25 protein-coding genes and 1 pseudogene are annotated in these 25,614 nt (G+C 63.2%); 12 read left to right on the top strand and 14 right to left on the bottom strand.

Annotated elements, in window-relative coordinates; all coding sequences use genetic code 11:
• Window positions 1-5: 5 nt before the first annotated feature.
• Window positions 6-1,214 carry a TauD/TfdA family dioxygenase gene (locus tag CK498_RS06065; protein WP_229358977.1) on the top strand — a complete coding sequence of 403 codons (1,209 nt, stop codon included), beginning with the start codon at window positions 6-8 and terminating at the stop codon, window positions 1,212-1,214.
• 81 nt (window positions 1,215-1,295) lie between these two features.
• Window positions 1,296-2,237 carry an ABC transporter substrate-binding protein gene (locus CK498_RS06070; RefSeq protein ID WP_095619953.1) on the top strand — a complete coding sequence of 314 codons (942 nt, stop codon included), beginning with the start codon at window positions 1,296-1,298 and terminating at the stop codon, window positions 2,235-2,237.
• Here CK498_RS06070 and CK498_RS06075 read toward each other — a convergent pair whose 3' ends face one another.
• The 7 genes from CK498_RS06075 to CK498_RS06105 form a co-directional block, all read right to left on the bottom strand.
• Entirely contained in the window at window positions 2,238-3,005 is a 768-nt protein-coding gene (locus CK498_RS06075; RefSeq protein ID WP_095619954.1) for a 2-keto-4-pentenoate hydratase, read from the bottom strand.
• A gap of 3 nt (window positions 3,006-3,008) precedes the next feature.
• Window positions 3,009-3,728: an aspartate/glutamate racemase family protein gene (locus CK498_RS06080; RefSeq protein WP_095619955.1), complete on the bottom strand. Its 720-nt coding sequence runs from the start codon at window positions 3,726-3,728 to the stop codon at window positions 3,009-3,011.
• An 18-nt stretch (window positions 3,729-3,746) separates the two neighbouring features.
• Complete coding sequence (locus CK498_RS06085; protein WP_095619956.1) at window positions 3,747-5,033, bottom strand: TRAP transporter large permease; 1,287 nt, start codon at window positions 5,031-5,033, stop codon at window positions 3,747-3,749.
• Window positions 5,033-5,545: a TRAP transporter small permease gene (locus CK498_RS06090; RefSeq protein WP_095619957.1), complete on the bottom strand. Its 513-nt coding sequence runs from the start codon at window positions 5,543-5,545 to the stop codon at window positions 5,033-5,035. Before CK498_RS06090 ends, CK498_RS06085 begins: the two co-directional genes overlap by 1 nt.
• 10 nt (window positions 5,546-5,555) lie before the next feature.
• Complete coding sequence (locus CK498_RS06095) at window positions 5,556-6,566, bottom strand: TRAP transporter substrate-binding protein (RefSeq protein WP_095619958.1); 1,011 nt, start codon at window positions 6,564-6,566, stop codon at window positions 5,556-5,558.
• A gap of 214 nt (window positions 6,567-6,780) precedes the next feature.
• Entirely contained in the window at window positions 6,781-7,629 is an 849-nt protein-coding gene (locus CK498_RS06100; protein ID WP_095619959.1) for a MurR/RpiR family transcriptional regulator, read from the bottom strand.
• Window positions 7,630-7,703: 74 nt separating this feature from the next.
• Window positions 7,704-8,639 (bottom strand): LysR family transcriptional regulator, encoded by a 936-nt coding sequence (locus CK498_RS06105; protein WP_095619960.1) that lies wholly within the window; start codon window positions 8,637-8,639, stop codon window positions 7,704-7,706.
• A gap of 103 nt (window positions 8,640-8,742) precedes the next feature.
• On the opposite strand from CK498_RS06105, the gene CK498_RS06110 reads away from it, so the two are divergent.
• Window positions 8,743-9,627, top strand: a complete 885-nt coding sequence (locus CK498_RS06110) for an alpha/beta fold hydrolase (protein ID WP_095619961.1) — start codon at window positions 8,743-8,745, stop codon at window positions 9,625-9,627.
• A gap of 15 nt (window positions 9,628-9,642) precedes the next feature.
• A complete protein-coding gene (locus tag CK498_RS06115; protein ID WP_095619962.1) occupies window positions 9,643-10,716 on the top strand; it encodes a tartrate dehydrogenase in 1,074 nt (357 codons plus the stop codon).
• Between the two features lie 103 nt (window positions 10,717-10,819).
• Here the strand turns inward: CK498_RS06115 and wrbA are convergent, their stop codons facing one another.
• Window positions 10,820-11,419 (bottom strand): NAD(P)H:quinone oxidoreductase, encoded by a 600-nt coding sequence (gene wrbA / locus CK498_RS06120; protein WP_095619963.1) that lies wholly within the window; start codon window positions 11,417-11,419, stop codon window positions 10,820-10,822.
• A gap of 331 nt (window positions 11,420-11,750) precedes the next feature.
• Between wrbA and CK498_RS06125 the strand changes: the two genes are divergently transcribed.
• The 6 genes from CK498_RS06125 (at window position 11,751) to CK498_RS06150 (ending at window position 16,989) form a co-directional block, all read left to right on the top strand.
• Window positions 11,751-12,752: a succinylglutamate desuccinylase gene (locus CK498_RS06125; RefSeq protein ID WP_095619964.1), complete on the top strand. Its 1,002-nt coding sequence runs from the start codon at window positions 11,751-11,753 to the stop codon at window positions 12,750-12,752.
• Between the two features lie 235 nt (window positions 12,753-12,987).
• Window positions 12,988-13,758 carry an ABC transporter ATP-binding protein gene (locus CK498_RS06130; protein WP_095619965.1) on the top strand — a complete coding sequence of 257 codons (771 nt, stop codon included), beginning with the start codon at window positions 12,988-12,990 and terminating at the stop codon, window positions 13,756-13,758.
• Between the two features lie 15 nt (window positions 13,759-13,773).
• The gene (locus tag CK498_RS06135; protein WP_095619966.1) at window positions 13,774-14,475 is read left to right on the top strand and encodes an ABC transporter permease; all 702 of its coding nucleotides are present in this window, start codon (window positions 13,774-13,776) and stop codon (window positions 14,473-14,475) included.
• A gap of 2 nt (window positions 14,476-14,477) precedes the next feature.
• Window positions 14,478-15,200 (top strand): ABC transporter permease, encoded by a 723-nt coding sequence (locus tag CK498_RS06140; RefSeq protein WP_095619967.1) that lies wholly within the window; start codon window positions 14,478-14,480, stop codon window positions 15,198-15,200.
• Window positions 15,201-15,333: 133 nt separating this feature from the next.
• Complete coding sequence (locus tag CK498_RS06145) at window positions 15,334-16,104, top strand: transporter substrate-binding domain-containing protein (protein WP_095619968.1); 771 nt, start codon at window positions 15,334-15,336, stop codon at window positions 16,102-16,104.
• A 117-nt stretch (window positions 16,105-16,221) separates the two neighbouring features.
• On the top strand, window positions 16,222-16,989 hold the full coding sequence (locus CK498_RS06150; RefSeq protein ID WP_095619969.1) for a transporter substrate-binding domain-containing protein: 768 nt from the start codon (window positions 16,222-16,224) through the stop codon (window positions 16,987-16,989).
• A 157-nt stretch (window positions 16,990-17,146) separates the two neighbouring features.
• Here CK498_RS06150 and cadR read toward each other — a convergent pair whose 3' ends face one another.
• Window positions 17,147-17,602 (bottom strand): Cd(II)/Pb(II)-responsive transcriptional regulator, encoded by a 456-nt coding sequence (gene cadR / locus CK498_RS06155; RefSeq protein WP_095619970.1) that lies wholly within the window; start codon window positions 17,600-17,602, stop codon window positions 17,147-17,149.
• Window positions 17,603-17,683: 81 nt separating this feature from the next.
• Between cadR and CK498_RS06160 the strand changes: the two genes are divergently transcribed.
• Window positions 17,684-19,885, top strand: coding sequence for a heavy metal translocating P-type ATPase (locus CK498_RS06160; protein WP_095619971.1), 2,202 nt, complete (start codon window positions 17,684-17,686; stop codon window positions 19,883-19,885).
• Here the strand turns inward: CK498_RS06160 and CK498_RS06165 are convergent.
• From CK498_RS06165 to CK498_RS06175, 4 genes are all read right to left on the bottom strand, one after another.
• On the bottom strand, window positions 19,882-21,081 hold the full coding sequence (locus CK498_RS06165; protein ID WP_095619972.1) for a cation:proton antiporter: 1,200 nt from the start codon (window positions 21,079-21,081) through the stop codon (window positions 19,882-19,884). The two genes, CK498_RS06160 and CK498_RS06165, sit on opposite strands and share 4 nt — an antisense overlap.
• Window positions 21,082-21,090: 9 nt before the next feature.
• A complete protein-coding gene (locus CK498_RS25680) occupies window positions 21,091-21,249 on the bottom strand; it encodes a hypothetical protein (RefSeq protein WP_176475711.1) in 159 nt (52 codons plus the stop codon).
• 187 nt (window positions 21,250-21,436) lie between these two features.
• Complete coding sequence (locus tag CK498_RS06170) at window positions 21,437-22,306, bottom strand: AEC family transporter (protein WP_095619973.1); 870 nt, start codon at window positions 22,304-22,306, stop codon at window positions 21,437-21,439.
• Window positions 22,303-23,760: an FAD/NAD(P)-binding protein gene (locus CK498_RS06175; protein WP_176475733.1), complete on the bottom strand. Its 1,458-nt coding sequence runs from the start codon at window positions 23,758-23,760 to the stop codon at window positions 22,303-22,305. The genes CK498_RS06170 and CK498_RS06175 overlap by 4 nt, the downstream gene beginning before the upstream one ends.
• Window positions 23,761-24,371: 611 nt before the next feature.
• Between CK498_RS06175 and CK498_RS26845 the strand changes: the two are divergent.
• Window positions 24,372-24,595 (top strand): annotated as a pseudogene (locus tag CK498_RS26845) (IS30 family transposase); the annotation flags it as partial.
• 264 nt (window positions 24,596-24,859) lie between these two features.
• Here CK498_RS26845 and CK498_RS06185 read toward each other — a convergent pair.
• A complete protein-coding gene (locus CK498_RS06185) occupies window positions 24,860-25,579 on the bottom strand; it encodes a glutamine amidotransferase-related protein (RefSeq protein ID WP_095619975.1) in 720 nt (239 codons plus the stop codon).
• Window positions 25,580-25,614: the final 35 nt, after the last annotated feature.

Below are 25,614 nucleotides of genomic sequence, written 5' to 3' on the forward strand. Positions count from 1 at the left end.
TCACGATGCATAGCACCATCTCTCAAGCCGATACGCTGATCACGCCTACCGCCGCCGACCGCCCAGACCCTCAGGCCGCCCCGGCCATGGCTGAACTGAGGCCCTACCCCGCCACGCCACTACTGCGTGGCGCGAGCGCTCGCGACGAGGAGATCGAGCTGGTCTGGGACGATGGCGAACGAGCTAGCATCCCGCTTATCTGGTTGCGCGATCACTGCCCCTGCGAGGCGTGCCGCCACCACCAGACCCGCGAGCGACTGATCGTGCCTCTCGATGGGGTAGCCGAGACCGCCGAGGTGGGCCTCGAGGCCGGTCACCTGCGGCTGCGCTGGGCCGATGGCCATCTCAGTCAGTTCGCTTCTGGCTGGCTCTATCAACGCCGCCCAGCGGCTACCGACGCGAGCGCACTCCCTGCGCGTCAGGCCTGGAGCGAGGCGTTCACGCCGACTCGCGTCGCCCACGCCGATATTTTCACCCCGGGTGGCGAAGCCACTTGGCTCGAGGCACTGCTGCGCGACGGCCTGGTACTGCTCGACGGCGGCCCGCTGGCCGACGAGGAGGTCAGCCGCATCGCCGAACGCATCGGCCCCCAGCGCCCCACCAATTTCGGCGCCCGCTTCGACGTGCGCTCCAAACCCAATCCCAACAACGCTGCCTATACCGCCATCGGCCTGGCGCTGCACACCGACCTGCCCAACTGGCGCCAACCACCGGACATTCAGCTGCTCTACTGCCTGCAGAACGCGGCCCAGGGCGGTGAATCGCTGTTCGCCGACGGCTTCCAGGTCGCCGAAGCACTACGCGAACAGGCCCCCGAGCACTTCCGCCTGCTCAGCGAACTGGCCATCGATTTTCGTTTCCAGGACGCGACCCAGGACATCGCCACCCGCGCGCCGGTGATCGAGTGCGACGCCAGCGGCCGAGTGGTGGAGATCCGCTTCAACAACTGGATTCGTGACACCCTGCGCCTGCCCGCCGCGCAGATGACGGCCTGGTACCGCGCCTATCACCACTTCTGGACCCTGCTCCACTCGCCGCGCTACCAGCTCGACTTCGCGCTGGCGCCGGGGCAGATGGTGGCCTTCGACAACCGCCGCGTGCTGCACGGTCGTCGCGCCTTCGACCCCAACACCGGCGCCCGCCACCTGCAGGGCACCTACCTCGACCGCGACATGCTCGAATCGCGGCTGCGCGTACTGGCGCGCGATAGTTAACGCCGCTCACCCGTGATGCCACCGGCCACTACAACGCCATAACCGGCGGCGTCGCCCCACCATCACAACAGGAGATACTCCATGACTGCACCCCTGACCTCGTCGCGCATGCTGCTTGCCGGTGGCCTGCTGGCCGGCCTGGCGCTGCCCGCTCACGCCGATGATGCCACCCTCGACTTCGGTGTGCCGGCCTGGCCCGGCATCACCGTCAAGACCGAGATCGCCGAGCAGCTGCTGGCGCCGCTGGGCTATGAGACCCGCACCCATGAGCTGGGTCTGCAGGTGGTCTACCAGGGTATGGACAGCACCGACATCGACGTCTTCCTGGGCGGCTGGATGCCCGCCCAGAACGCGATGTTCAGACCGCGCGAGGAGAGCGGCAGCATCGTCTCCCTGGCCAATAACGTCGACGGTGCCCAGATGACGCTGGCAGTGCCCGAGTACCTCTACGAACAAGGCATCCAGAGCTTCGCCGACCTCGACGCCAACCGCGAGATGTTCGACAGCGAGATCTACGGCTTCGGTGCCGGCTCGGCGGCCAGCGAGATCCTCGAGGCGGCGATCGCCGACGACGTCTGGGGGCTCGGCGGCTGGCGCCTGATCGATACCAGCGAGGTCGCCATGCTCAGCGCCGCGCGCGATGCCATCTCCCGCGAGGAGCCCATCGTCTGGGTCGGCTGGACGCCGCACTGGATGAATCTCGAGCTGCCGATGCGCTACCTCGATGACCCCCAGGACCTGTTCGGCGAGAACAACGGCGAGAGCGACGTGCTGACCGTGATGCGCAGCGACTACGCCGAGGCCAACCCCGAGCTGGTCAGTTTCTTCGAAGCCTTCACCTTCAGTGCCGAAGAGCAGAGCTGGATGATCCAGGAGTATGGTCAGCAGGAGCGCGACCTCAGCGAGGTGGCCGCCGAGTGGATTCGCGACAACGCCGAGCGCGTCGAGGCGATGCTTGCCGACGTCAACGACCGCGACGGCGAGCCGGCCTGGCCGCAGGTAGCGGCCGCCCTCGAGCTCTGATCAGAGTACGGTCACACTCACGCCACCGATGCCATCGAATTGTGCCGTGGCCTCCAGAGGGTGACTGACCGGCAGCTTACCGGTGCAGGAACCGCAGGTGATGACCTCGCCGGCTCTCAGCCACTGGCCTTGTATGGGCAAATAGTTGGCCAACCACACCAGCAGGGCCAGTGGGTCGCCGGCGGGGTTGCCGCCCACGGCGGTGATCCCTGACTCACCGTCCAGTGCCAGGCTCACTGCCACCTCATCGAGGGCCACCTCTCGCCAGCGCGTGGTGCCCTCGCCGACCACCAGGCAGCCAAAGTTCTGAAGGTCCGCCAGCTGACTGAATGCGTCGACCCCGTCGGGCCAGTCGCGGTAGCGTGAATCGACGATCTCGATGACAGCATGCAGTGATGCCACCGCCGCCACTACCTCGCGGCTCGTGTAAGGGGCATCCTTGGGCGGCAGGTCGTCGGCCAGCATGAACGCCAACTCCGCCTCCAGCACTACTCTGGAGAAGTCCGACAGCCGGCATCTACTCGCCTGGCGGTGCAGAGCACGCGCTGGCAAGGGCGCATAGTGCGGCGCTGCGTGGGGCGCCGGCGCGCCCACCTTCCACCCGCCGGTGGGCCCTAGCCGCTCAGCCAGCGCCTGCTGAATGCGATACGCCTGGGCCCGATCCTTGGGCCGACAGGTGTTCGGCAGCGCAGCCAGCCGCTCGCCACTCAGCCAAGCCCTCTCGAGCAGGTTCGCCGCCTGCTCAATCGCATCGTTATGCAGTGCCATGCGTCAGTGCGTCCCGTTAGTCGATAGCGGCCTGTTCTGCCAATCAGAGGCCTGCTGTGCGGGGCCACCGCCGCGGCTGAACTGCAGGCTTCGCTGCAACTGCACCGCGGCCACGGTGGCATCGATCACCGGCAGCGGCAGCGAAGGTGCCAGGCGCAACGCCAGCCCCGCCAGCGGTCCGCCGCCAAGGATAATGCTGCGGCATTCGTTCCGTGCCGCCACCTCCCTGCAGCGTTCCCGTAGCGGCCCCGCCAGCGCCGACTGGATCTCACCGGGGTCCTCGGGCAGCGGCAAATCGACCACATGGATACCGCTGAGCCCCCCCTGCATGCCATAGCTCTCCACCAACTGCTGCATGGCGGGCACCACCGCGGTGGCGAAGGAGACCACCGCGAAGGGGCCACCCAGAGCGCTGGCGGTGAGCAAGGAGGCGTGGCCAATGCCCACTACCGGACAGTCGACGACCCGTCGCAGTGCCGCTGCCCCGGTGTCACCAAAGGAGGCCACGATGATGCCGTCGAACCCGTTCCCCATGGCCAGCACCGTGTCCACCACGGCCTGCTCGGCCAGCCGTGCATCGCCGTCATCGACAATCAGCGGCGGCGCGCCATCGGCTTGAGTGACGACGATCTCATCCCCCGGCAGCGCAGCAAGCCTGGCGGCCCCACCGATATGCCGGGTCACGCCGGACGAGGAGTTGGGGTTGATGACCAGTAGTCGCATAGACGTATCCCTGTCTGGTTAAAGAATGATCGACGGCAGCCACAGCGACAGCGCCGGGAACACGTTGATCAGCGCCAGTACCACCAGCATGGCGAGCAGAAACCAGGCCAGCGACGGGATGATCGCGCCGATGCTGATGCGCGCAATCGAGCAGGTGACGAGCACCACCGAGGCCACCGGCGGCGTCTGCTGGCCAATGCCCAGATTGATGGTCACGATCAACCCAAAGTGCACCCGGTCGATACCCAGCTGGTCGGCGAGCGGCAGGAAAATCGGCACCAGCATCAGAATCGCCGGCGTACCGTGGACAATGGTGCCCGCCAGCAGGAAGAAGATATTGATCGCCAGCAGCACGACCCAGTAGTTGTCGGAGATACCCAGAATCCCCTGGGCAATGTCCTGGGGAATGCCCTTGTTGGTCAGGTACCAGCCCAGCAGCGTCGAGGTGGCAACGATGAACATCAGCATGGCGCTACGTTTGCCGGCAATACGCAGGGTATCGAGTAGCGCGCGGAAGGTCAGCGAGCGGTAGTAGAGGGTCGCCAGGATGATCGCCCACAGGGCCGCCACCGCCCCCGCCTCGGTGGGCGTGAAGATGCCGCCCAGAATACCGCCCAGGATCAGGATCGGCAGGGTGATGGGGATGATCGCCTCGCGCCCGGTATCGATCATGTTCTTGAACACGAACTTGCCCTCGATGGGGTAACCCTGACGCACCGAGATCACGTAGGCAGTGAACATCAGTGCAAAGCAGACCACGAAGCCAGGCACGATACCCGCCGCGAAGAGCTGGGCAATGGAGGTGTCGGAGACATAAGCGTAGAGGATCAGATTGAGGCTCGGCGGCACGATGATCGCCATGGTCGCCGAGGTCGCGGTGACTGCCGCTGCGAAGGCCACGGAGTAGCCGCGCTTTTTCATCTGCGGGATCATCACCGAGCCAATCGCCGCAGCGTCCGATGTCGCGGTGCCGGAAATCTCGGAGAAGAACAGCGAAGTAAGAATATTGACGTGGGCCAGCCCGCCGCGAATATGCCCAACCAGGGAGCTCGCGAAGTTGATCAGGCGCTCGGCGATGCGCCCCTGATTCATCACCTCGCCGGCGACCATGAACAGCAGCGCCGCCACCAGCAGATAGTTGTTGGCCCCACCGAAGGGCACCATACCCATGATCTGGGGCATCACGTTGGGGTCGAGCAGGATCATGACCATCGCGGTCACGCCCAGCACGAAGGCGATGGGCATGCCGGTGAGCAGGAAGATCACCAGCATCATCAGAATCAGGTAGCCAGGGTCCAGAGGCATCAGTCGGTCTCCGGGTAGAGTTCATTGGGGGCAATCTTGCCGGTGGCCAGTCCGAACAGCCGGGTCGCGCAGATGATGGCGATCAGGCCGCAGCCGAGCGGCATCGCCCAGCGGAACAATGCCATGGGTAGGTCGATGGAGATCAGCGAGCGTCCGTGGAAGCCCAGACTGGCGTGCATGCCGTAGTAAGCGACCACCAGGGCAAAGACCAGCATCAAGGCCTGATTGATGCACAACAGTACCCGCTGCACGGCCAGTGGCATGATCCGCAGCACACTGTCGAAGCCGAGATGTTCGTTGATCTTGGTCAGGTAGGCAGCACCGATGAAGGTGAGAACTGCCAGCAGGTTGGCCGGCAGTTCCTCCCCCCATGACACCGAGGCGTTCAGTACGAAACGCGAGAACACCGCGTAGTTGAGCAGTACCAGCAGCAGGCCGGCCAACGCGACCACCATGCTGTCGAGAAGGCGCACGGTAGCGCGCTCAATTCCCTGAAACACGTTCGGTGTCATAAGACTTCTCCTAGCGCTGGCTCATGACATCGAGCGTGACATCGATCATGTCCTGGCCGATGGCTTCGACGAAGATGGGGTCCTCGTAGAGGCCGGCAGCGGCTTCTTGAAACGCGGCGAAATCGATCTGGCTGATCTCGATGCTGTCTTCCAGCTCGGCCAACACCGACGCATCGGTCTCTTCGCCCCACGTAAAGGTCCAGGACGCCATCTCCTGGGCTACCTGCTCGAGAATCTCGACGTCCTCATCATCCAGGCGGTTGAGGAAGGGCTCGCCGAACAGCAGGAAAGTGGGCAGGTAGACGTGGTTGGAAACCGAGAGATAGTCCTGTACCTCGTCGAGGCGCGCCGTCTGCACCACGTGGGCAGGATTTTCCTGGCCATCGATCACGCCCTGATCCAGGGCCGAGTAGACCTCGCCGAAGGCCAGCGGCGTGGCGTTGGCACCCAGATGGTTGAACATGGTCACCCGCTGGCGATTGTTAGGGGTGCGGATACGCAGGCCGTCGAGGTCCTCAGGCACCACGACTGGCCTGACGTTGTTGGTGATATTGCGAAAGCCGTTGTCCCACATCGCCAGCAGACGCATGCCGGTACCTTCGAAGCCCTCGCGCAGCATGTCACCCGCTTCGCTGTCGACGAAATAGGCCACGTCGTCGCGATCCTCGAACAGGTAGGGCAGATCGAAGATGCCGGTTCTGGCATTGAACTGCGACGTCGCCGAGGCCGCCAGGGAGGCATGGTGAGTGCCCATCCCCAGCCCTTGCAGTACATCATCCTCGCCACCCAGCGTACCGCCCATGAACAGACGCACGTTGAAGCGTCCCGGTGCCTCTTCCTCCAGCCGCTCGCTGAACTCCTCCAGGAAGGTGTGGGCAAAGGAACCCGACGAGTGTGTGCTGTTGATCTGGATCTCGATGGGACTGGCAAAGGCCGCCGGCACGGCGGCAAGCGCTGCCAGAGAGGTAGCAGCCGCCAGGAGTGTCGGACTGAAACGCGGGAAATGCAGACGAGTGATCATGGTAGAACCTCTGGTGTTGTCGTTAGGGATAGCAGCAACGGACACCAAAGGAAATCCAATTTTCATACCAAGATTTGCAGAAAATTTATTTTCATGTTGATCGGCAATTAGTTATGCCGGAAAAGCGCCTGAACAGGGTCGATGAAAATGCCGCCACGGGTGGTAAAAATGCACAACAGGCGTGCATTTTCGCCACAGTGTGCACCGGCCTGGCTCACTGCAACTCGTCGAGCGCCTCGTGAATTGCCTCGATCTCGCTCATTCGCTGGCGTCCTGCGGCGCCAGAGAGCTCGAGAACCCGAGTGGCCAGGTAGTGACTGAGGGCCAGCACTGATACGTGGTTGAACAGCGGCCCTGGCGCGGCCGTGCGGCAACGGAAGTGCCAGGTGAAATGAGGCTCTCGAGAGGCGCTCTCGTCGGTGATATAGAGCACGCGAGCCCCGCTGCGCACCAGCTGCTCGGCGACGCCGCTCAACTGGGCCGCACGCCGCTTCATGCCATACAGCACCACGCAGTCCTCTGCGGTAATGCTGACCAGGCTCTCGGCCAGGGTCTCTGCGGCCTTGGGCAGTAGTGCGGTGTGCTCGAGCACCTGAAGGATCTGCCAGTTGAGGTATTCGGCGAAGGCGTGGCTGCTGCGAAAGCCGATGATCCACACCCGCCTTGCCGCCAGCATGGCCTGTGCCACCTCATCCACCTCTCGCTGGCAGACACTCGCCCCGACCTGCTGCAGGTTGGCAATGGCCTGGCCGACGTGCTGCAGAAACCGGCTGTTCTCGGAGTCGACCTGCTTGCCTTCCACCAGCAGCAGCGCTGCGCCCTCTTCACGATTAGCCCGCACGTGCTGACGCGCCTCTTCATACGACCGGTAGCCCAGCTTCTTGATGAAGCGGGTCACGGTGGCATTAGAGACCTTGGCGAGTCCCGCCAGCTCCGAGGCATTGTAGCTGGCCAGCTCGCCGGGGAAGTCGAGGATGAACTCGGCCAGGCGGCGCTCCGTCGGGTGCAGGGTGGGCAGGGCCGACCGGATCAGAGTGACGAAGGAAGGTTTCTTGGTGGTCATGCAGGAGGCATCCTCGCATTAGGCTTTTTACGAAAAGTCGGCGAGCGAAAGCGTCACTTACCATAGCAGAAATGCTACTCATCGGGCGGCGCCGGCACCCTGCCGGCCATCTCGCCTTCGAGATGCTTGATGAAGGCGCGAATGCGCGCCGGCACCTGCCGGCGCTGCTCGTACACCGCGTAGAAGTCCGCGCGCACGCCGCGCCACCCCGGCAGCAGCGCCACCAGCGCGCCGCTGGTCAGGTGGTCGTGGACGTCCCACCATGAGCGCAGCATCACCCCGTGACCGTCCAGCGCCAGCCGGGTGATCACCTCGCCATCATTGCTCGCCAGCCGCCCGCTGACCTTTACCGACTGTACGGCCTGGGGGTCGTCGTCGCGCTCGAAGCGCCATAGCGGAAAGTCGCTGTCGTTCTCGCGAATCACCAGGCAGGGGTGGCGCACCAGGTCGGCGGGGGAGTCGAGTGCCGGCATACTGGCCGCATAGCCTGGGGCGGCACACAGCACCCGGCGGTTGGCGAGGATACGCCGCGCCACCAGCCGCGAATCGGGAGGCTCGCCGACGCGAATGCCGACATCGAAGCCGTGGTCGCCGAGGTTGAGCGGGAAGTTGGTCAGCTCCAGCCAGCCATCGAGCCGCGGGTGGCTGGCGCAGAAACTCGATAGCAGCGGCGCCACATGGCGGCGCCCGAAGCCGAAGGTGGCATTGACCCGCAGCCGGCCCGAGAGCTGGCCCTGGCTGTTTCCGCCACGCGTCTCGAGCAGCGCACCCTCGAGGGCCTCCAGCTCGTCGAGGATCAGCGCGCCGCGGGACAGGTAGAGTTCACCCTCGGCGGTCAACGTCAGGCGTCGGGTGGTGCGGTGGGCAAGCGGTACACCGAGGCGCGCCTCGAGCAGCTTGAGCCGTTTGCTCACCGCCGACAGCGACAGCCCCAGGTCGCGCGCGGTGGCGCTGAGGCTGCCAGCCCGGGCCAGCTGCTGGAAGAAGGCGAGATCATCGAGCTGGGCCACGACACCCTCTACTTTAATTCAATAATGGTTTTCCATTTAGCCCGATTATCTCCATGAAGCCAAGGACTAGACTGGGGGCATTCAAGATCGGGAGGCAGTATCCATGTTCGAGGGATTCCGCTCATTCGACATCGCCCATGGCGACGTCGACATCCATGGCCGCGTCGGCGGCTCAGGCCCACCCCTGCTGCTGCTCCACGGCCATCCCCAGACGCATGTGATCTGGCATCGTCTGGCCGCGACGCTGGCCAACCACTTCACCGTGGTGGTCACCGACCTGCGCGGCTACGGCGACTCGTCGAAGCCGGCCGGCGAGCCGGACCACGCCAACTACAGCAAGCGCGCCATGGCCGACGATCAGCTCGCGGTGATGCGCGAGCTTGGCTTCGAACGCTTCTTCCTGTGCGGCCACGACCGTGGCGGCCGCGTCGCCCACCGCCTGGTGATGGATCACCCGGAGGCAGTGGAAAAGCTGATGCTGCTCGATATCGCCCCCACCCTGGCCATGTACGAACAGACCGACCGCACCTTCGCCACGGCCTACTTCCACTGGTTCTTCCTGATCCAGCCCGCCCCGCTGCCGGAGACCCTGATCGAGGCCTCACCTGCCGACTACATCACCCGCACCATGGGCGGGCGGCATGCCAGCCTGGAGGCCTTCGACCCCGCAGCCATCTCCGAGTACCAGCGCTGCCTGGCCCAGCCCGGCGCGGCCCACGCCCTGTGTGAGGACTACCGCGCCAGCAACGGCATCGACCTGGAGCACGATCGCGCCGACCGAGAAGCGGGGCGGCGCATCAGCTGCCCCGTCAGCGTACTGTGGGGCAAGCACGGCATCATCGAGCGCTGCTTCGAGCCGCTGGCGGAGTGGCGCGCCGTGGCAGAGAGGGTCGAGGGCGAGGCCCTGCCCTGCGGCCACTACATCCCCGAGGAGGCGCCGCAAGCCCTGCTCGAGCGCCTGCTGCGTTTCATGACTCACCACCACTGACCCGAGGACCCGACCATGACCCATCGTATCGCCGTGATCGCCGGCGACGGCATCGGCACCGAAGTGATTCCCGAGGGCCTGCGCGCCCTGGAGGCCGCCGCCAAGCGCTTCAATATCGACCTCGACTGCCAGACCTTCGAATTCGGCAGCTGCGACTACTACCTCGAGCACGGCAAGATGCTGCCCGACGACTGGTTCGAGCAGCTCAAGGACTTCGATGCGCTGTTCTACGGCGCGGTGGGCTGGCCGGAGAAGGTGCCCGACCATATTTCGCTGTGGGGCTCGCTGCTGCAGTTCCGCCGCCGCTTCGACCAGTACATCAACCTGCGCCCGTGCAAGCTGATGCCCGGCATCAAGAGCCCGCTGGCCGGCCGCCAACCCGGCGACATCGACTTCTACGTGGTGCGCGAAAACACCGAGGGCGAGTACTCCAGCGTCGGCGGCAAGATGTTCGAGGGTACCGACCGCGAGGTGGTGATCCAGGACACCGTCATGACCCGCACCGGCATCGACCGGGTGCTCAAGTACGCCTTCGACCTGGCCCAGACCCGGCCACGTAAGAAGCTCACCTCGGCCACCAAGTCCAACGGCATCTCGATCACCATGCCCTACTGGGACGAGCGCGTGGAGGCCATGGCCAAGGGCTACCCGGAGATCGCCGTGGACAAGTTCCACATCGATATCCTCACCGCCAACTTCGTGCTCCACCCGGACTGGTTCGACGTGGTGGTGGGCAGCAACCTGTTCGGCGACATCCTCTCCGACCTCGGCCCGGCCTGCACCGGTACCATCGGCATCGCCCCCTCGGCCAACATCAACCCAGAGGGCAAGTTCCCCAGCCTGTTCGAGCCGGTCCACGGCAGCGCCCCGGATATCGCCGGGCGCGGCATCGCCAACCCCATCGGCCAGATCTGGTCAGGCGCCATGATGCTCGAGCACCTCGGCTACCAGGACGCCGGCGACGCCATGCTCAAGGCCATCGAAGACGTGCTCGCCAGCGGTGACCAGGGCGTGCTGACACCGGACGTCGGTGGCCAGGGCACCACCGAGAGCCTGGGGCGCGCCATCGCCGAGAAGATCGCCGGCTAAGGCAGCACGCCAACGCTGGGCTCAGAACCTGACAGCCCCCACCGGCTCACGCCGGTGGGGGCTGTACGTCTGCGCCTTTCAGGTTCGCTGCGGCGGGCCTGGATCAGCCCTTGAGCTTGGCGGCGATGCCGGCCACGTGCTCACCCTGGAAGCGGGCGATCTTCAGCTCGCGCTCATCGGGCTGGCGCGAGCCGTCGCCGCCGGCCAGCGTGGCGGCACCGTAGGGCGTACCGCCACTGACCTTGGAAATATCGAACTGCTCTTCGATACCGTAGCCGATCGGCACGATGACCATGCCGTGGTGGGCCAGGGTGGTCCAGGTCGAGGTAATGGTCATTTCGTCGCCGCCGCCGGTACCGGTAGAGGTGAACACGCTGGCCACCTTGCCACGCAGCGCGCCCTTGGCCCACAGGCCGCCGGTCTGGTCGAGGAAGGTACGCAGCTGGCCAGCCATGTTGCCGAAGCGCGTCGGCGTGCCGAAGATCACCGCATCATAGTCGGCAAGCTCGGCGGGAGACGCTTCCGGGGTGTCGTAGTCCTGCTTACCACCGGCGTTGGCCAGCGCCTCGGCGCTCATGGTTTCCGGCACGCGCTTGACGGTTACCTCGACGCCCGCCACCTTGGCAGCGCCTTCGGCAACGGCCTTGGCCATGGCGTCGATGTGGCCATACATGGAGTAGTAAAGTACCAGTACCTTGGTCATCGCGGTAAACCTCGCATCGTCGGTTGATGTATGGCCATACGATAGCGCAGCCGTGAATGAGAAAAAGCGAATGATTTCGACAGCTCGGTGCGATTTTATCGACACGTCCCACCCCGGGCCTCCGCCTGACCGCCGCTGTCCTTGGCAGGCGGCACGAGGAGCACTCAGGAAGGAGCCCAGCGACGCCCACGGCGCTGCAAGACTCGCCCCACCCATGCCAGGTTTTCATTCTGGCACCCGGCTTTTTCATCAGCTCGACGTGAACGCTTGCCGCCGCAGGCGGCGACTCGGATGGTGGGGCACACTCTGACCATCCACACGAGATCACCGCATGCTGAGCGACTGGCTCGACCTGACCCTGGGCGGCAACGCAGGCGCCATCCGCACCGGGCGTCTCACGACCGGCAGCTTCGATTGCCAAGGCCCCGGCATCCTCGAGCTGACGCCCGAGGCGCCGGTCAGCGGCGCCCACGCCTGCGTGATCTCCGCCGGCATTCACGGTAACGAGACAGCCCCCATCGAGCTGGTCGGTGAACTACTGGCACGCCTCGAAGCCGGTCAACTGCGGCTCGGTGCGCCACTGCTGGTGCTGCTTGGCAATATCCCCGCAATCCGCCACTCGCAGCGCTTTATCACCACCAACCTCAACCGGCTGTTTCGCCATGACCTCAGCCTCGAAGGCGACGAGCCGGAACGCGCACGCGAGCTGATGGCCAGCGTCGATGACTTTTACCAGCGCCACGCCGATCTGCCACGGCTGCATTACGATATGCACACCGCGATCCGCGACAGCCGCTATCCGCGCTTCGTCGTCGAACCCTTTGCCGATTCGCCTAGCGCCCCCTTGCAGTGGCAGTGGCTGGCCGCTGCCGACATGCAGGCGGTGCTGCACCAGCACCAGCATAGCTGGACCTTCTCGCACTACTCGAAGCACTACCACGGCGCCCAAGCCTTCACCCTGGAGCTGGGCCGGGTCGCTCCCTTCGGGCACAATGACATGACCGCCCTGCGCCCGCTGCGCCACCTCCTCGAAACCCTGCTGGAGGGTCGCGAACCCCAGCGAGGCGACCCGGCACGCATGGCCTTCTTCCGCGTCGAGCAGGAGCTGATGCGCCACGCTGAAGATTTCCGTTTATGCTTCGCCGACGACGTGGCCAACTTCACAGAATTCCCGCCCGGCAGCTGCCTGGCCCGTGACGCCGTGGCCGGCGACTGCGTGGTCGGAGAGCAACCGCTGGCGGTGGTTTTCCCCAACGCCGAGGTCGAACTCGGTGCCCGCGCGGCGCTGCTGGTCAGAGCCAGCGAAACACCGTCAGGAGAGACCCGCTGCTAGCGGATTCACGCGATAATTCACTCTTTGGCAAGACGATTTTCCACATTACAACAACAGCTTGGAGATTCATGATGATTCTACCCTCTCTCAACCTAGACCAAAGTCGAACGACCTTCCTCGTGATCGGCCCTGCCCAGGCTTAGCTGGCCTGTTAGAATCGCCCCCTTTTCGCGCCAGCCACGCTGACTCAGGGGCCGCCTCCCCAGCGGCATCCCATGTACTGGAGCTTACTCTAATGGCCGCAACGCCAATGCCCCTCGAAGCGCGCAATATTAAGAAGCGCTTCGGCGACACCGAAGTACTCAAAGGCCTCTCGCTGCAAGCCCACAAGGGTGATGTCATCACGCTGATCGGCGCCTCCGGCTCCGGCAAGAGTACCTTCCTGCGCTGCATGAACCTGCTCGAGCAGCCCGACGAGGGCGACCTGCTGATGCACGGCGAAGAGATCCGCTTCAAGCAGACCCGGCGCGGCCGCGAACCGGCCGACTGGAAGCAGGTGGTACGCATGCGTGCCAAGCTGTCGATGGTCTTCCAGAGCTTCAACCTGTGGGCGCACATGACGCTGCTCGAGAACATCATCGAAGCGCCGATTCACGTGCTCGGCAAGCCCAAGAAGGAAGCCCTCGAACACGCCCATGCCCTGCTCGAGCGCGTCGGCCTGACGGCGCGCGCCAACGCCTATCCGGCACAGATGTCGGGGGGCCAGCAGCAGCGCGGCGCGATTGCCCGGGCGCTGGCCATGGATCCGGAAGTGATGCTGTTCGACGAGCCCACCTCGGCACTCGACCCCGAACTGGTCGGCGACGTGCTAAAGGTGATGCACGGTCTAGCCGATGAAGGCCGCACCATGATCGTGGTGACCCACGAAATGGGCTTCGCCCGGGATGTCTCCAGCCAGGTGATCTACCTGCACCAAGGCGTGATCGAGGAAGCCGGCCCGCCTCAGGAGATCCTGACCAACCCAAGTTCACCGCGCCTCCAGCAGTTCCTGGCGCCCAAGTACTGACCGCGGGAGACTCCCATGCTTGACCTGCAAGGCTACGGCCCGCGGCTGATCGAAGGCGCCGGGGTCACTCTTTCGCTGGCGCTGCTGTCGCTACTCCTGGCCATCGTGCTGGGACTGCTGACCGCCAGTGCCAAGATGTCGCGCAGCTGGCTGCTGCACAAGTTCGCCACCCTCTACACCACCGTGATCCGGGGCGTACCCGACCTGGTGCTGATGATGCTGCTGTTCTTCGGTGGCCAGATGGCACTCAATGTAGCGACCGACGCGCTCTACGACCGCTTCGGCGTCGACTGGTACGTCAACCTCAACGCCTTCGCCGCCGGAGTGATCACCATCGGTTTCATCTTCGGTGCCTATATGGGCGAGACCTTCCGCGGCGCCTTCCTGGCCGTCGACGAGGGCCAGATCGAGGCCGGCCGCGCCTACGGCATGAGCGACTGGCTGGTGTTCCGCCGCATCCGCTTCCCGCTGATGATGCGCCACGCCCTACCCGGCCTCTCCAACAACTGGATGGTACTACTCAAGACCACCGCGCTGGTCTCGGTAATCGGCCTGTCGGACATGGTGCGGGTAGCGGCCGAGGCCTCCCGCGCCACCCACGAGCCGTTCGTGTTCCTGATCCCCGTGGCGCTGATCTACCTGGCTATCGCCAGCGTCTCGGAGTTGATCTTCGCGCGCCTGCAGAAGCGCTATAACGTCGGCTTCGGAGGACACTAAACATGGAACTCACGACCTGGTTCACCGATCTGCTCGACGGCAACCTGATCTTCACTCCCCAGACCCTGGGCTACTATTGGGACGGCCTGGTGACCACCAGCCAGCTGGTGTTCCTGTCGCTACTCGCCGGGCTGGTGCTGGCGGTACCGCTGGCTATCGGCCGCAGCTCGCGGCACCGCTGGATCAGCCTGCCGATCTACGTCTACACCTACGTCTTCCGCGGCACGCCGCTGCTGATCCAGCTCTACATCATCTACTACGGAGTGGTGTTCGTGGACGGCATTCAGGAGTCGATTTTCTGGCCGCTGCTGCGCGAGGCCTTCTACCCGGCACTGATCGCCTTCACCCTCAACACCGCGGCCTATACCACCGAGATCTTTCGCGGTGCCATCAAGGCCACCTCCCGCGGCGAGATCGAGGCGGCCCGCGCCTATGGCATGTCCCAGTCGCTGATGATGCGTCGCATCATCCTGCCCAGCGCCTTTCGCCGCGCGCTGCCGGCCTACGGCAACGAGGTGATCTTCATGCTGCATGCCAGCGCGATTGCCAGCGTGGTCACGTTGATGGACCTGACCGGCGCGGCACGCTTCGTGTATGCGCGCTTCTACGCCCCTTTCGAGGCCTTCCTGTTCGTGGCGGCGATCTATCTGTGCCTGACCTTCGCCATCCTCTACTTCTTCCGCTTTCTCGAGAAGCGGCTGCTGGCGCATCTCAAGCCGGCATGACGACGGCCGTCAAACGAGCGTTGGGAATTTGGCCCGACAAGGCCAACTTCCCTCTTCCGGCCAACCGCGAGCTGCGCTAATGTGGCCGAGTTCTCATCTTCGAGTGACCCCGACAACAACAGGGAAATACATCATGAAAAAACTGCTGACCGTCTCGATTCTCGGCGCCGCGCTGGTCGCCGGCAGCGCCCAGGCGCGCGACTACGACCACGTGCGTTTCGGCGTCGACGTGCCCTACGAGCCGATGGAATATCGCACCCCCGACGGTGAACTGACCGGCTTCGACATCGACCTCGGCAACGCCCTGTGCGAAGAGATCGGCATTACCTGCGAATGGATCGTGCAGGAGTGGGACGGCATCATCCCCGGCCTGATGTCGCGCAACTACGACGCCATCATGTCGTCGATGACCATCAACGACGAGCGCCGCCAGACAGTGCTGTTCTCCGACCCCTACTTCACTCCGCCCTCGGCCTGGTTCGCCCCCGCCGACAGCGAGCTCGACGACGCCACCGAGGAGAGCCTCGACGGCAAGACCATCGGCGTGCAGCGCGGCACTCTGCAGGACAACTTCGCCACCGACATGTTCGGCGATGTCGCCAGCGTCAGCCGCTACTCCACCGCCGACGACATGGTGCTGGACATGCAGGCCGGCCGCCTGGATATCGTGTTCCTCGACTACCCGGTGGGCAAGTCGACCCTGCTCGACAGCGAGAGCCGCGACTACAAGGTAGTCGGCGAGATGATCACCGAGCCCAAGGAGTACTTCGGCGACGGCTTCGGCATCGCCTTCCGCCAGCGTGACGAGGCACTCGCCGAGCGCTTCAACGAGGCCCTGGCCACCCTTCAGGACGACGGCACCTACGACGAGATCTACCAGCGCTACTTCGCCGACGACGAGTAAGCCCGATCTGCGCTCCCGGCCACGCCGGGGGCGTCCCTTCTCTCCTGATTCTCCGGTGCCTCGCCTTGTGCGAGACACGCCCTTATACCTACGCCTCACAATAACAAGGACGTACTTATGCAACGTTATCTCGGCATTGCCCTGCTCGGCACCGCCCTGGTGGCCGGCAGCGCCCAAGCTCGCGACAGCTACGACCACGTGCGCTTCGGCGTCGACGTGCCCTACGAGCCGATGGAGTACCGCACCCCCGATGGCGAGCTGACCGGCTTCGATATCGACCTGGGTAACGCCCTGTGCGAGCAGATGGGCATCACCTGCGAGTGGGTCGAGCAGCAGTGGGACGGCATCATTCCCGGCCTGATGGCGCGCAACTACGACGCCATCATGTCGTCGATGACCATCAACGACGAGCGCCGCGCCCAGGTACTGTTCTCGGATGCCTACCTGACGGTGCCCTCGGCGTGGTTCGCCCCAGCGCAGAGCGAGATCGACACCCCCGACGAGCAGACCCTCGACGGCCTGACCCTGGGCGTACAGCGCGGCACCCTCCAAGACAGCTACGCCACCGACTTCTACGGCGACGTGGCCAATGTGCGCCGCTATGCCACCGCCGACGACATGCTGCTCGACATGCAGTCGGGGCGTCTCGATCTGGTGTTCGTCAACTACCCGGTGGGCAAGACCACCCTGCTCGACAGCGAGCGCGGCGACTACCGCGTGGTCGGCGAGATGATTCGCGAGCCCTACGAGTATTTCGGTGACGGCATCGCCATCGCCTTCCGCCCCCGCGACGAGGCGCTCGCCGAGCGTTTCAACGCGGCACTCGCCGAGCTCCAGGAGAGTGGCGTCTACGACGAGATCCACGACCGCTACTTCAGCGAATAAGCCGCGTAAGCGCCGCTAACGCCCTGCTATTGCCGCACAAGGGCCGCCTGGCGGTGGGCGGTGACGCCGACTGGTTGGTGCTCGCCGATAGCGGTTGGGTCATCGACGAGGCGTGGGCGCTGGGACGCCGGGTATAGCGCAACCGCTGATGGCAACGCTAGTGGCCGCCATGCGGCCCCGCGACATGGCTCGACTCCCGCGGTTTCGCGGCGTTCTCAGAGACGGGCTGGGCCAGCTCTTGAAGAATGCCGCAGTGGCTGGCTTCGGCCTCGCCACTGCAGCGCAAGCGCAGGTTGGCCAACGCCTCGCGCAGCGCCATGAGCTGCTCGATGCGGGCATCGACATGGGCCAGGTGGTCGTCAATGAGCCCGTTCACCGCACTGCAGGGCTGGCGCGGACGGTCATGGTAGTCAAGCAGGGTGCGGATCTCGTCGAGCGTCATGTCCAGCGCCCGGCAGTGGCGGATGAAGCTCAAGCGCTCGGCGTGAGGCTTGGCGTAGAGCCGATAGTTTCCACTGCTGCGAGCGGGCTCGGGCAACAGCCCCTCGCGCTCGTAGTAGCGAATGGTTTCCACCAGGCAGCCGGTACGGGCGGCCAATTCGCCGATCTTCATGGCAGTTCTCCTCGATGCCGCTTGACTCTGTAGTGACTACAGGGTGTGTGATCAGCATAGCCCATCACACGGAGCCTGACCATGACCGAACATACCTGCTGTTCCAGCCACGGCGACACCACTCGCCCCAGCGCCAAGCCAAGACCGAGCGCCCCTCCCCCCGGTACGCAGCCGCTGCAACTGTATATCGAGGCAATGGACTGCCCCACCGAAGAGGGCTTGCTGCGCCGCGCGCTGGAGGACATGCCGGGTATCGAACGACTCGACTTCGACCTGATCGGGCGGGTACTGACCGTGCATCACCGCGAAGCGTCGGAGGACACCATTCATCACCGCATCGCCGCCACCGGCATGACGGCACAGCGCCACGACCCGACCCGGCGCGCGCCCACGGCCAACGACGATGAGCACTGGTGGAAGTTGGGCATAGCTGCCACTCTCGCCCTGGCCGCCGAGGCCAGCCACTGGCTGGGACTGGCCGAGCCCTGGCTGGCCGCCGCGCTGGCACTCACGGCCATCGCCCTGGTCGGCCTGCCGACCTGGAAGAAGGGCTTCATCGCCCTGCGCCATCGCACCCTCAACATCAATGCGCTGATGAGCGTGGCAGTGACGGGCGCCCTGCTGATCGGCCAGTGGGCCGAGGCGGCCATGGTACTGGTGCTGTTCACCCTGGCCGAGCGTATAGAGGCACGCTCGTTGGGTCGAGCACGCAACGCCATCCGCGAGCTACTTTCACTGGCACCGGAGAGCGCCAGCGTGTGCCAGCCCGACGGTACCTTCCTCAGCACGCCGGCCAGCGACGTCGCCATCGAGAGCCTGGTACGCGTGCGCCCCGGTGAACGCCTGGCACTCGATGGCAAGGTGGCGGAGGGCCAGCCGGCGCTGGACGAGTCGCCCATCACCGGCGAGAGCCTGCCGGTCGACAAGACACCGGGGGATGACGTATTCGCCGGCAGCATCAACCAGGGCAGCGAGTTCCTCTATCGCACCAGCCGGGTGGCGAGCGACACGACACTGGCACGCATCATTCACACCGTCGAGCAGGCCCAGGCCAGCCGCGCCCCCACTCAGCGCTTCATCGATCGTTTTGCCGCCGTCTATACCCCCGCGATCTTCGCCATCGCACTACTGACGGCACTCCTCTTGCCACTGCTGTTTGGGGTAGCCTGGATGGAGGGCATCTACCGGGCTCTGGTATTGCTGGTGATCGCCTGCCCCTGCGCGCTGGTGATTTCCACCCCGGTAACCATCGTCAGCGGCCTGGCCGCCGCCGCACGCTCGGGGATCCTGATCAAGGGCGGCAACGTGCTCGAGCAGGGTCATCGGCTGGTCACGCTAGCCTTCGACAAGACCGGCACCCTGACCCAAGGCCGCCCCTCGCAGCGCAGTTGGCACCCCCTCGACCCGACACTGGGTGAGCCGGCGCGAGCCGGGCTACGTGCCCTGGCCGCGGGGCTCGCCGCTCGCTCCTCGCACCCGGTGTCGGCGGCATTGACGCGTGCTGCCGAGGCCGATGGCATCACGCCGCTGGATGTGAGTGACGTGCAGGAACTGCCCGGCCACGGCGTGACCGCCGCACAGGACGGGCGCCGTATCTGGCTCGGCAACCGTCGGCTGATGCAGCAGTTCGCGGCGGTGGACGACGCCTTCGAGTCCCACCTGGCCGAGCATGAGGCGCGTGGCGAGACCCTGGTGATCCTCGGTGAGGAGAACCGCCCACTGGCGCTGTTTGCCGTCGGCGACCCGCTGCGTGAGGAGAGCCGCGACGCCATCGAGGCACTCCATCGCCTGGGCGTGACCACGCTGATGCTGAGCGGCGACAACCCCGCCAGCGTGGCAGCCGTCGCCGCCCAGGTGGGTATCGACGAAGCGCATGGAGGGCTGCTGCCCGAGGATAAGCTGGTAGTGATCGAGACACGGGCCCAGCAAGGCCCGGTCGGCATGGTCGGCGACGGCATCAACGACGCCCCGGCACTGGCCCGTGCCGACATCGGCTTCGCCATGGGCGCGCTGGGCAGCGATGCCGCCATCGAGACCGCCGATGTGGCATTGATGGATGACGATCCGCGGCGGCTCGCCGACTTCCTGAGTCTATCGCGGCGTACACGCTCGGTACTGTTACAGAACATCGCCATCGCCCTGGGCCTCAAGGCGCTATTCATGACACTCGCCTTTACCGGGCATGCCACCCTGTGGATGGCGGTGTTCGCCGACATGGGCGCCAGCCTGATCGTGGTGGCCAATGGCCTGCGTCTGCTGCGGATCAACCGAAACCCTCGCTAGCGCAGCACGCGGCGGATCAGGAACGGGCCGATCACTTCGAAGACCACAGTGGAGGCCACCACCGCCGAGAGCAGCAGTGAGCGGTACTCGGGAAAGCGCTCCACCACCAGCAGCGCCATGCCCATGGCGATACCGGCCTGGGGCGTCAGCGCCAGGCCGATATCCCGCGGCAGATCGCCTCCCCGTCCGGCCAGCTGCACGCCCAGCGCCCCGCCCAGGAAACGCCCGGCCAGGCGCAGCGCGATATAGGCCAGGGTCAGCCACAGCGCCGCCCCCATATAGCTGAGGTCGACATGGGCCCCGGAGAGCACGAAGAAGAACACCAGGAACGGCCACTCGATATGCTCGATCTGGCGGAACGAGCGGGTGTGGTGGTGGGAGAGATTGGCCACCAGCGCCCCGGCAAACATCGACGCCAGTAGCCCCGACACCTCGAACCAGGTCGAGAAGCCGGTCAGCAGCAGGATCAGCGCAAACGCCTCGACCTGAGTCGGCTCCCCGGGCCGCAGGCGGCCGGTGAGCCAGGCCGCCGGCAGGCCGATGGCCAGCCCCAGCAACAGCGCGCCGCCCAGCTCCCAGCCGGCATAGGCCAACGCCAGGCTGCCATCGCCGGTCAGATGCCAGCCGAGCAGTGCCATGGCCACCCCAAACAGCAGAATGCCCCAGGCATCGTCGATGGCAACCATGCCCATCAGCAGTCGCGCGCGCAGCCGATCATCGCCGCGGGCGTAGACTTCGTCGCTGATCTCGGCAGGCTCGGTGGCCACCGAGATCGCCGCCAGGGCGACCACCACCACCAGCGGAAAGCCCAGCAGCCACAGCCCCACGCCGACCAGCAGGGCGCCGCTCAACACGATGAACAGCGAGATCACCACCAGCAGCCAGCCGTTACGGCGCAGCCGTGCCAGGGTCAGCTCGCCGCCGAGCAGGAAGGAGACCAGCACCAGCGCCAGGTGGATCAGCGGCTCACTCATCGCGCCCAGCGGCGCACTGCCGTCGCGGCCCAGCAGCAGCTGCTGGACCAGCGCCAGGCCCACGCCGACCAGCACCAGCAGCGAGATGCGCGGCAGACGCAGGCGCCTGGCCAGCGCGTCGACGCAGATGCTGACGCTCAGGATCACACCCAGCAGGATCAGGTTGGCCGTCGCCGGGCCGAGCTCGGCCATCGGCCACTGCCAGGATTCGCTCGCGGTCATGCCTCGACTCTAGCGAGCCTGCTGCATGAAGTTCAATATCCAGCGCACCGTCAGCTCGCGGATGCGCCCCAACTGCTTGACGCCGGTCCAGGCCAGCTCGGAGTCGAGATAGTCGCAGCAATTAGTGAACACTGCCGCGGTAAGGCCGAAGGCGCTATCGTTCATCATCACCACCGCCTCCTCGACCTGTCCCCTGACGAAACCCGCCGCCGGGCGCACCAAAGGGCCTCGCTACCGATCAGGGCCCCTGGCAAGCCGAGAAGGAGATCATCGCGGCTGGCACCTGGTCGCGACCGCTGGTGCCGGGCGTTTTCGTCACTAGGCACCCCACCTGCTAATTCAACTCTCAAGAAAACTAGAGAAATGGAACTACCAGAAGAATCAGCGTTATAACCCCCAGCGAAATCAAAGTGCCGCTTGCTACGAGCCGTGCAGACTCGCCTGTTCCCCGGAAGTAAGTTTCCAGTACGACAATATTAGCTGCGGGAGGGAGCAACGGGAGAATGAACAGCACCAAGGCATTTTCAGTGACAACATCTATCCCCAAGCGCCAGCTTATCCACAGAAACCCTGCAACTATCGCACCACCTGCCAGCGCACGAAGACATGCAACAGGAATCGATGCGCGAAGGTCGCCAAAAGTAACTTTGGAGTTGTACAACCACATCCCAAGCACAGCCATCCCAGCAATTGACATTAACTGTTTAGCCGCCTCATATCCCACGGCCATTATTTCCAGGCTGAAATCAAATGGCACTAGATGCAAAGACAGTCCGGCCAGAACAGCCAGCACGGGCGGGGCCATCAAAGCACGCACCATCGATATACCCCAGCGAGCTTCTGGCTGAAGCGCTGTAGAAGAGGCAATGTTCCCAAATACGGAACTACCAATATAAGCTGCGATGATGATTCGACTCGCCTCATCCCCGAAAACTGCTATGGCCAGCGGCAGGCCAAGCCACCCAATATTAAGGTAACTAAAGGACAGAGCAGTGATACGATCACGCCAGATGAGACCTGCCAAAAAATATAACAATATGCAGAAAACGAACCCAAATATCGCAACCTCTGCTGTACCAGGCTGGTACGTCAAAAGATTGTACACAATCACATACGGTATAAAAACTCTGATCAGCAGCTTTGAAATAAGCGCTTTAGCTTGTGGGAAAAAACGCCCTAACAGCATGCCGCCTAGCACGTAAAAAAATGGCTGTATTATGCTCATTGCCGACAAGCCTCCTCGCAAGAGGAAAGTCTAATTTCTATTGCCAAATAGTGGGCCAAGCTAGAGGCGCACAGTGAATTAAACCAGAATGCATTAGTAGAAAAAAGAGACCCTTTAGCCAGCGGCCCCAAACAATAAATTCCTGAGTTACTCAACTTGCTTTTCAAGCCATAAGTCAATCCATCAACTTTCAGCCCACCGCATGGATGCGCCATAGCCAAACCTCGCACCAAGAGATTTCTTATTAAGGGTGACTTCACATCCCTCACATCACTCACCCCACCCGTCCCATCTATAAGCACATCAGCACATATCTTCTGGCGAGAATTTTCAAGAATATATTTTCCGCCTTTGATTTTTATCGGCGCGACTGGTCGATGCAACTGCAGACGCCCTTCCTTAACATAGACATTCAACTCTTCCACCACTTCCATAGGGATAGGATGACGCCAGCATGCCCAGAAAGCACCAAAGCTCTTCTGAAACTCTATGCACTCTTCCTCGCTTAGCTTCAGCCAAATTTTGTGGGCGAAATATCTTGTAGATGACAATGTGTCTTGAAACGGCAAATCTGACTTATCTGCACGCTCTATAAGATAATCCCAGTAGCCACTCAGATCGCCTTTCGTCCTCAATTCATCAGCTTTTAATATTTCTGGATTTCGCATATACGCCACTTCTCGGCGAAGCAGGCTAACAATTCGTGAAAGCCGCTCTCCACGCTCCCTCTTGTTCAACTCACTCTTAATTTTACCCCAAGTAAAAGCCACGGGCTCATATTTTACCTGTCGTGATATGACTGTAGGAACATAACCGCTTCTAGAGAACCAATGGATAGATTGGCAACCCTTTTTCACTAACGATCTCACACAGTCTACAGCCGTTAGTCCAGTACCGGCAACTAACGCAACCTCAGGAGCAGAAATACTGCAAATAGAGGAGGGAAGTATGGGCTGCAGTCCTGTATTGGCAGAAAAAGTTGGCGAAGTTACTGTTCCCAGTGCCAAAACCACACGTCGAGCATGCACCTCATCTCCACCATCAAGGATGACAACAGGACTGCCACTTGAAGTATCAATATCCACAGCAGTAGCACGACACTCTTTAATACACAACCTATCGCTTTTCCCAAGAGACATAGAGTCATAAACTTCTTTAAGGTACTGTGAATAGGTCAGCCTTGCGGGATAACGTTCTTCCTTTCCAGTCCGCTGCCGTAGCCATGAAGCAAATCCTTTTGGATCCTCGGGTTCAATCCCCATAAGTTCAGGAGGGGTATTAACTTTATGAAACGACTCAGCTTGACCAAAAGCAAGGCCGGAAGAAAAGCTATCGGCAGGAGAGATAAGGGCGACTGAAACCGGCCCCATATCCTGCTCATATATATGAGAGTGGAGCTGCCTCAAAAGACTAACACCCGTAGCACCAAATCCTATGACAGCTAGATCGTACATTCTGCCACTCCAAAGCATGCATGATGAAAAACAGGATGATACTGCTAAAAACGTGACGCTGTCATGTCTTCATAGCCCCCTGACTTATAGTATATTTTAGAAATCTAATGTAATAAATAGCTTACAACTGTAAGCTATTCACCACGTCAAAAACATCGGCGGTCTCAATGGCCAAATGCAACACCCGACCCATTCGGTATGGTCTTGCCATGGCTCACTGCTACCGCCACCTTACTACTGAAGAACGAGCTGCCATCATGTTGATGTGGGCGCACCACGCTATCCGAGCCATTATACAGCAATGGGGATGGTCACCCAGCACCATCTCACGGGAACGAGTGCGCCATACAGTCAGGCGTGACAAGCCCTATGACGTCAGTCTCGCCGGCCATCGAGCCAGACTGCCCCGCTGTCGACCTAGCCGTCGATCCAAGCTGCATCTCAATAGTGAGCTGTTCGAATTGGTGGTCCATCTGTTGCGCAAGTACTAGTCACCACAGCATATAGCCAGTGTTTCTCGATGACGCTGACCGCCGGGGCTCACACGAAGCGATCTATAATTCGCTCTACGGTATGCCTCGCGGCTCGCTCAAGAAGGAGCCGAGCACCTGTCCATGACGTACGACCAAGGCAGGAAAATGGTGAAGCATACCGAGATCACTCAGCAGACCGGCACCGCCATCTACTTCTCTGGCCCGCACAGCCCAGGGCAGCGCGAGTCCAAACGGATGGCCGCCCCCTCAACACCAGTGGGCTGTTGCGTCAGTACCTGCCAAAGGGCTCAGACCTGTCGGTCTACAGCAAGCAAGAACTCGACGAGATCGCCGAATCCCTGACCGCCCAAGGAACTGGACTGGCGAACGCTGTTGGAGGTCTACGCCGGGCTACTCAAGAAATCCGTATCCGATTCGAGCACCATTCAATAGCGTTGCGCTTGAAACTTGAGACCGCCGTGGCATGAGGTCTTTTTGCTGACCTCTGGGATAGCACTTGAATACATCAACGGCCGTCCGGAGGCTGGCGTTATCCCCTTCTGCTCGCTTTATGAACGCATTGATCTTTAACCAGCTGTTGTATAACTATTGGTTACTCGAGCAGCTTAGTCACTCGACCGTGACACACGCCGCATGAAATTCAATATCCAGCGCACCGTCAGCTCGGCATTCAGCGGGGCGTCCAGCGAATCGAGTCCCTCGGCGACCCGCGTCTCGCCGATCAGCTCACGGCGCAGCTGCATCAGGTCATGCGAATAGGGCTTGGCAAATTCCGGGTGCCCCTGCACGCCGAGAAAGTGCTCGCCGACCTGCATCAGGTAGTAGGGGCAGAAGTCGCTGCCGGCCAGCACCCGCGCCTCCGGCGGCAGGCGTTCGACCTGGTCCTGGTGGCTGACAAGCAGATCGAGATTGGGCTGCCACGGCTGCATCCACTCGGTGCGCGTGTTGACGCAGTTGAACGACATGCCCACCCCCCAGCCCCGCGGGCTCTTGACCACCTCGCCGCCCAGCGCCTTGGCAATCAGCTGGTGGCCGAAGCACACCCCAACCAGCGGCTTGCCGGCGTCCCACAGCTCGCGCACGAACTCGCACAGCGCATCGACCCACGCCAGCCCATCGTTGACGCCGAACTTGGAGCCGGTGGTCAGCCAGGCATCGGCGGCCTCGACGTCGTCGGGGATCTCGCCGTCGAGGCAGCGCCACACGCGAAACTCGAGGCTCGGGTCGACGCGCTTGAACAGCGCCTCGAACATCGCCGGGTAGTTGCCGTGAGTCGCGATCAACTCCGGCGCCACATCGTCGCACTGCAGCAGCCCTATGCGCATCGCCCGGCCTCCTCTTTGCCAGTCTGGCTCGACAT

It is taken from the genome of Halomonas salipaludis (assembly GCF_002286975.1).
Classification (GTDB): Bacteria; Pseudomonadota; Gammaproteobacteria; order Pseudomonadales; family Halomonadaceae; genus Franzmannia; species Franzmannia salipaludis.

Excerpts from the sequence above, each read along its gene's own strand:
- CK498_RS06100 (WP_095619959.1), bottom strand. The coding sequence starts at position 7,629 with ATGACCACCAAGAAACCTTCCTTCGTCACTCTGATCCGGTCGGCCCTG.
- CK498_RS06140 (WP_095619967.1), top strand. The coding sequence starts at position 14,478 with ATGGAACTCACGACCTGGTTCACCGATCTGCTCGACGGCAACCTGATC.
- CK498_RS06130 (WP_095619965.1), top strand. The coding sequence starts at position 12,988 with ATGGCCGCAACGCCAATGCCCCTCGAAGCGCGCAATATTAAGAAGCGC.
- CK498_RS06150 (WP_095619969.1), top strand. The coding sequence starts at position 16,222 with ATGCAACGTTATCTCGGCATTGCCCTGCTCGGCACCGCCCTGGTGGCC.
- CK498_RS06075 (WP_095619954.1), bottom strand. The coding sequence starts at position 3,005 with ATGGCACTGCATAACGATGCGATTGAGCAGGCGGCGAACCTGCTCGAG.
- CK498_RS25680 (WP_176475711.1), bottom strand. The coding sequence starts at position 21,249 with ATGATGAACGATAGCGCCTTCGGCCTTACCGCGGCAGTGTTCACTAAT.
- CK498_RS06065 (WP_229358977.1), top strand. The coding sequence starts at position 6 with ATGCATAGCACCATCTCTCAAGCCGATACGCTGATCACGCCTACCGCC.
- CK498_RS06095 (WP_095619958.1), bottom strand. The coding sequence starts at position 6,566 with ATGATCACTCGTCTGCATTTCCCGCGTTTCAGTCCGACACTCCTGGCG.
- CK498_RS06070 (WP_095619953.1), top strand. The coding sequence starts at position 1,296 with ATGACTGCACCCCTGACCTCGTCGCGCATGCTGCTTGCCGGTGGCCTG.
- CK498_RS06165 (WP_095619972.1), bottom strand. The coding sequence starts at position 21,081 with ATGACCGCGAGCGAATCCTGGCAGTGGCCGATGGCCGAGCTCGGCCCG.
- CK498_RS06185 (WP_095619975.1), bottom strand. The coding sequence starts at position 25,579 with ATGCGCATAGGGCTGCTGCAGTGCGACGATGTGGCGCCGGAGTTGATC.
- CK498_RS06125 (WP_095619964.1), top strand. The coding sequence starts at position 11,751 with ATGCTGAGCGACTGGCTCGACCTGACCCTGGGCGGCAACGCAGGCGCC.
- CK498_RS06145 (WP_095619968.1), top strand. The coding sequence starts at position 15,334 with ATGAAAAAACTGCTGACCGTCTCGATTCTCGGCGCCGCGCTGGTCGCC.
- CK498_RS06080 (WP_095619955.1), bottom strand. The coding sequence starts at position 3,728 with ATGCGACTACTGGTCATCAACCCCAACTCCTCGTCCGGCGTGACCCGG.
- CK498_RS06160 (WP_095619971.1), top strand. The coding sequence starts at position 17,684 with ATGACCGAACATACCTGCTGTTCCAGCCACGGCGACACCACTCGCCCC.
- CK498_RS06085 (WP_095619956.1), bottom strand. The coding sequence starts at position 5,033 with ATGCCTCTGGACCCTGGCTACCTGATTCTGATGATGCTGGTGATCTTC.
- CK498_RS06175 (WP_176475733.1), bottom strand. The coding sequence starts at position 23,760 with ATGTACGATCTAGCTGTCATAGGATTTGGTGCTACGGGTGTTAGTCTT.
- cadR (WP_095619970.1), bottom strand. The coding sequence starts at position 17,602 with ATGAAGATCGGCGAATTGGCCGCCCGTACCGGCTGCCTGGTGGAAACC.
- CK498_RS06110 (WP_095619961.1), top strand. The coding sequence starts at position 8,743 with ATGTTCGAGGGATTCCGCTCATTCGACATCGCCCATGGCGACGTCGAC.
- CK498_RS06135 (WP_095619966.1), top strand. The coding sequence starts at position 13,774 with ATGCTTGACCTGCAAGGCTACGGCCCGCGGCTGATCGAAGGCGCCGGG.
- CK498_RS06090 (WP_095619957.1), bottom strand. The coding sequence starts at position 5,545 with ATGACACCGAACGTGTTTCAGGGAATTGAGCGCGCTACCGTGCGCCTT.
- wrbA (WP_095619963.1), bottom strand. The coding sequence starts at position 11,419 with ATGACCAAGGTACTGGTACTTTACTACTCCATGTATGGCCACATCGAC.
- CK498_RS06170 (WP_095619973.1), bottom strand. The coding sequence starts at position 22,306 with ATGAGCATAATACAGCCATTTTTTTACGTGCTAGGCGGCATGCTGTTA.
- CK498_RS06115 (WP_095619962.1), top strand. The coding sequence starts at position 9,643 with ATGACCCATCGTATCGCCGTGATCGCCGGCGACGGCATCGGCACCGAA.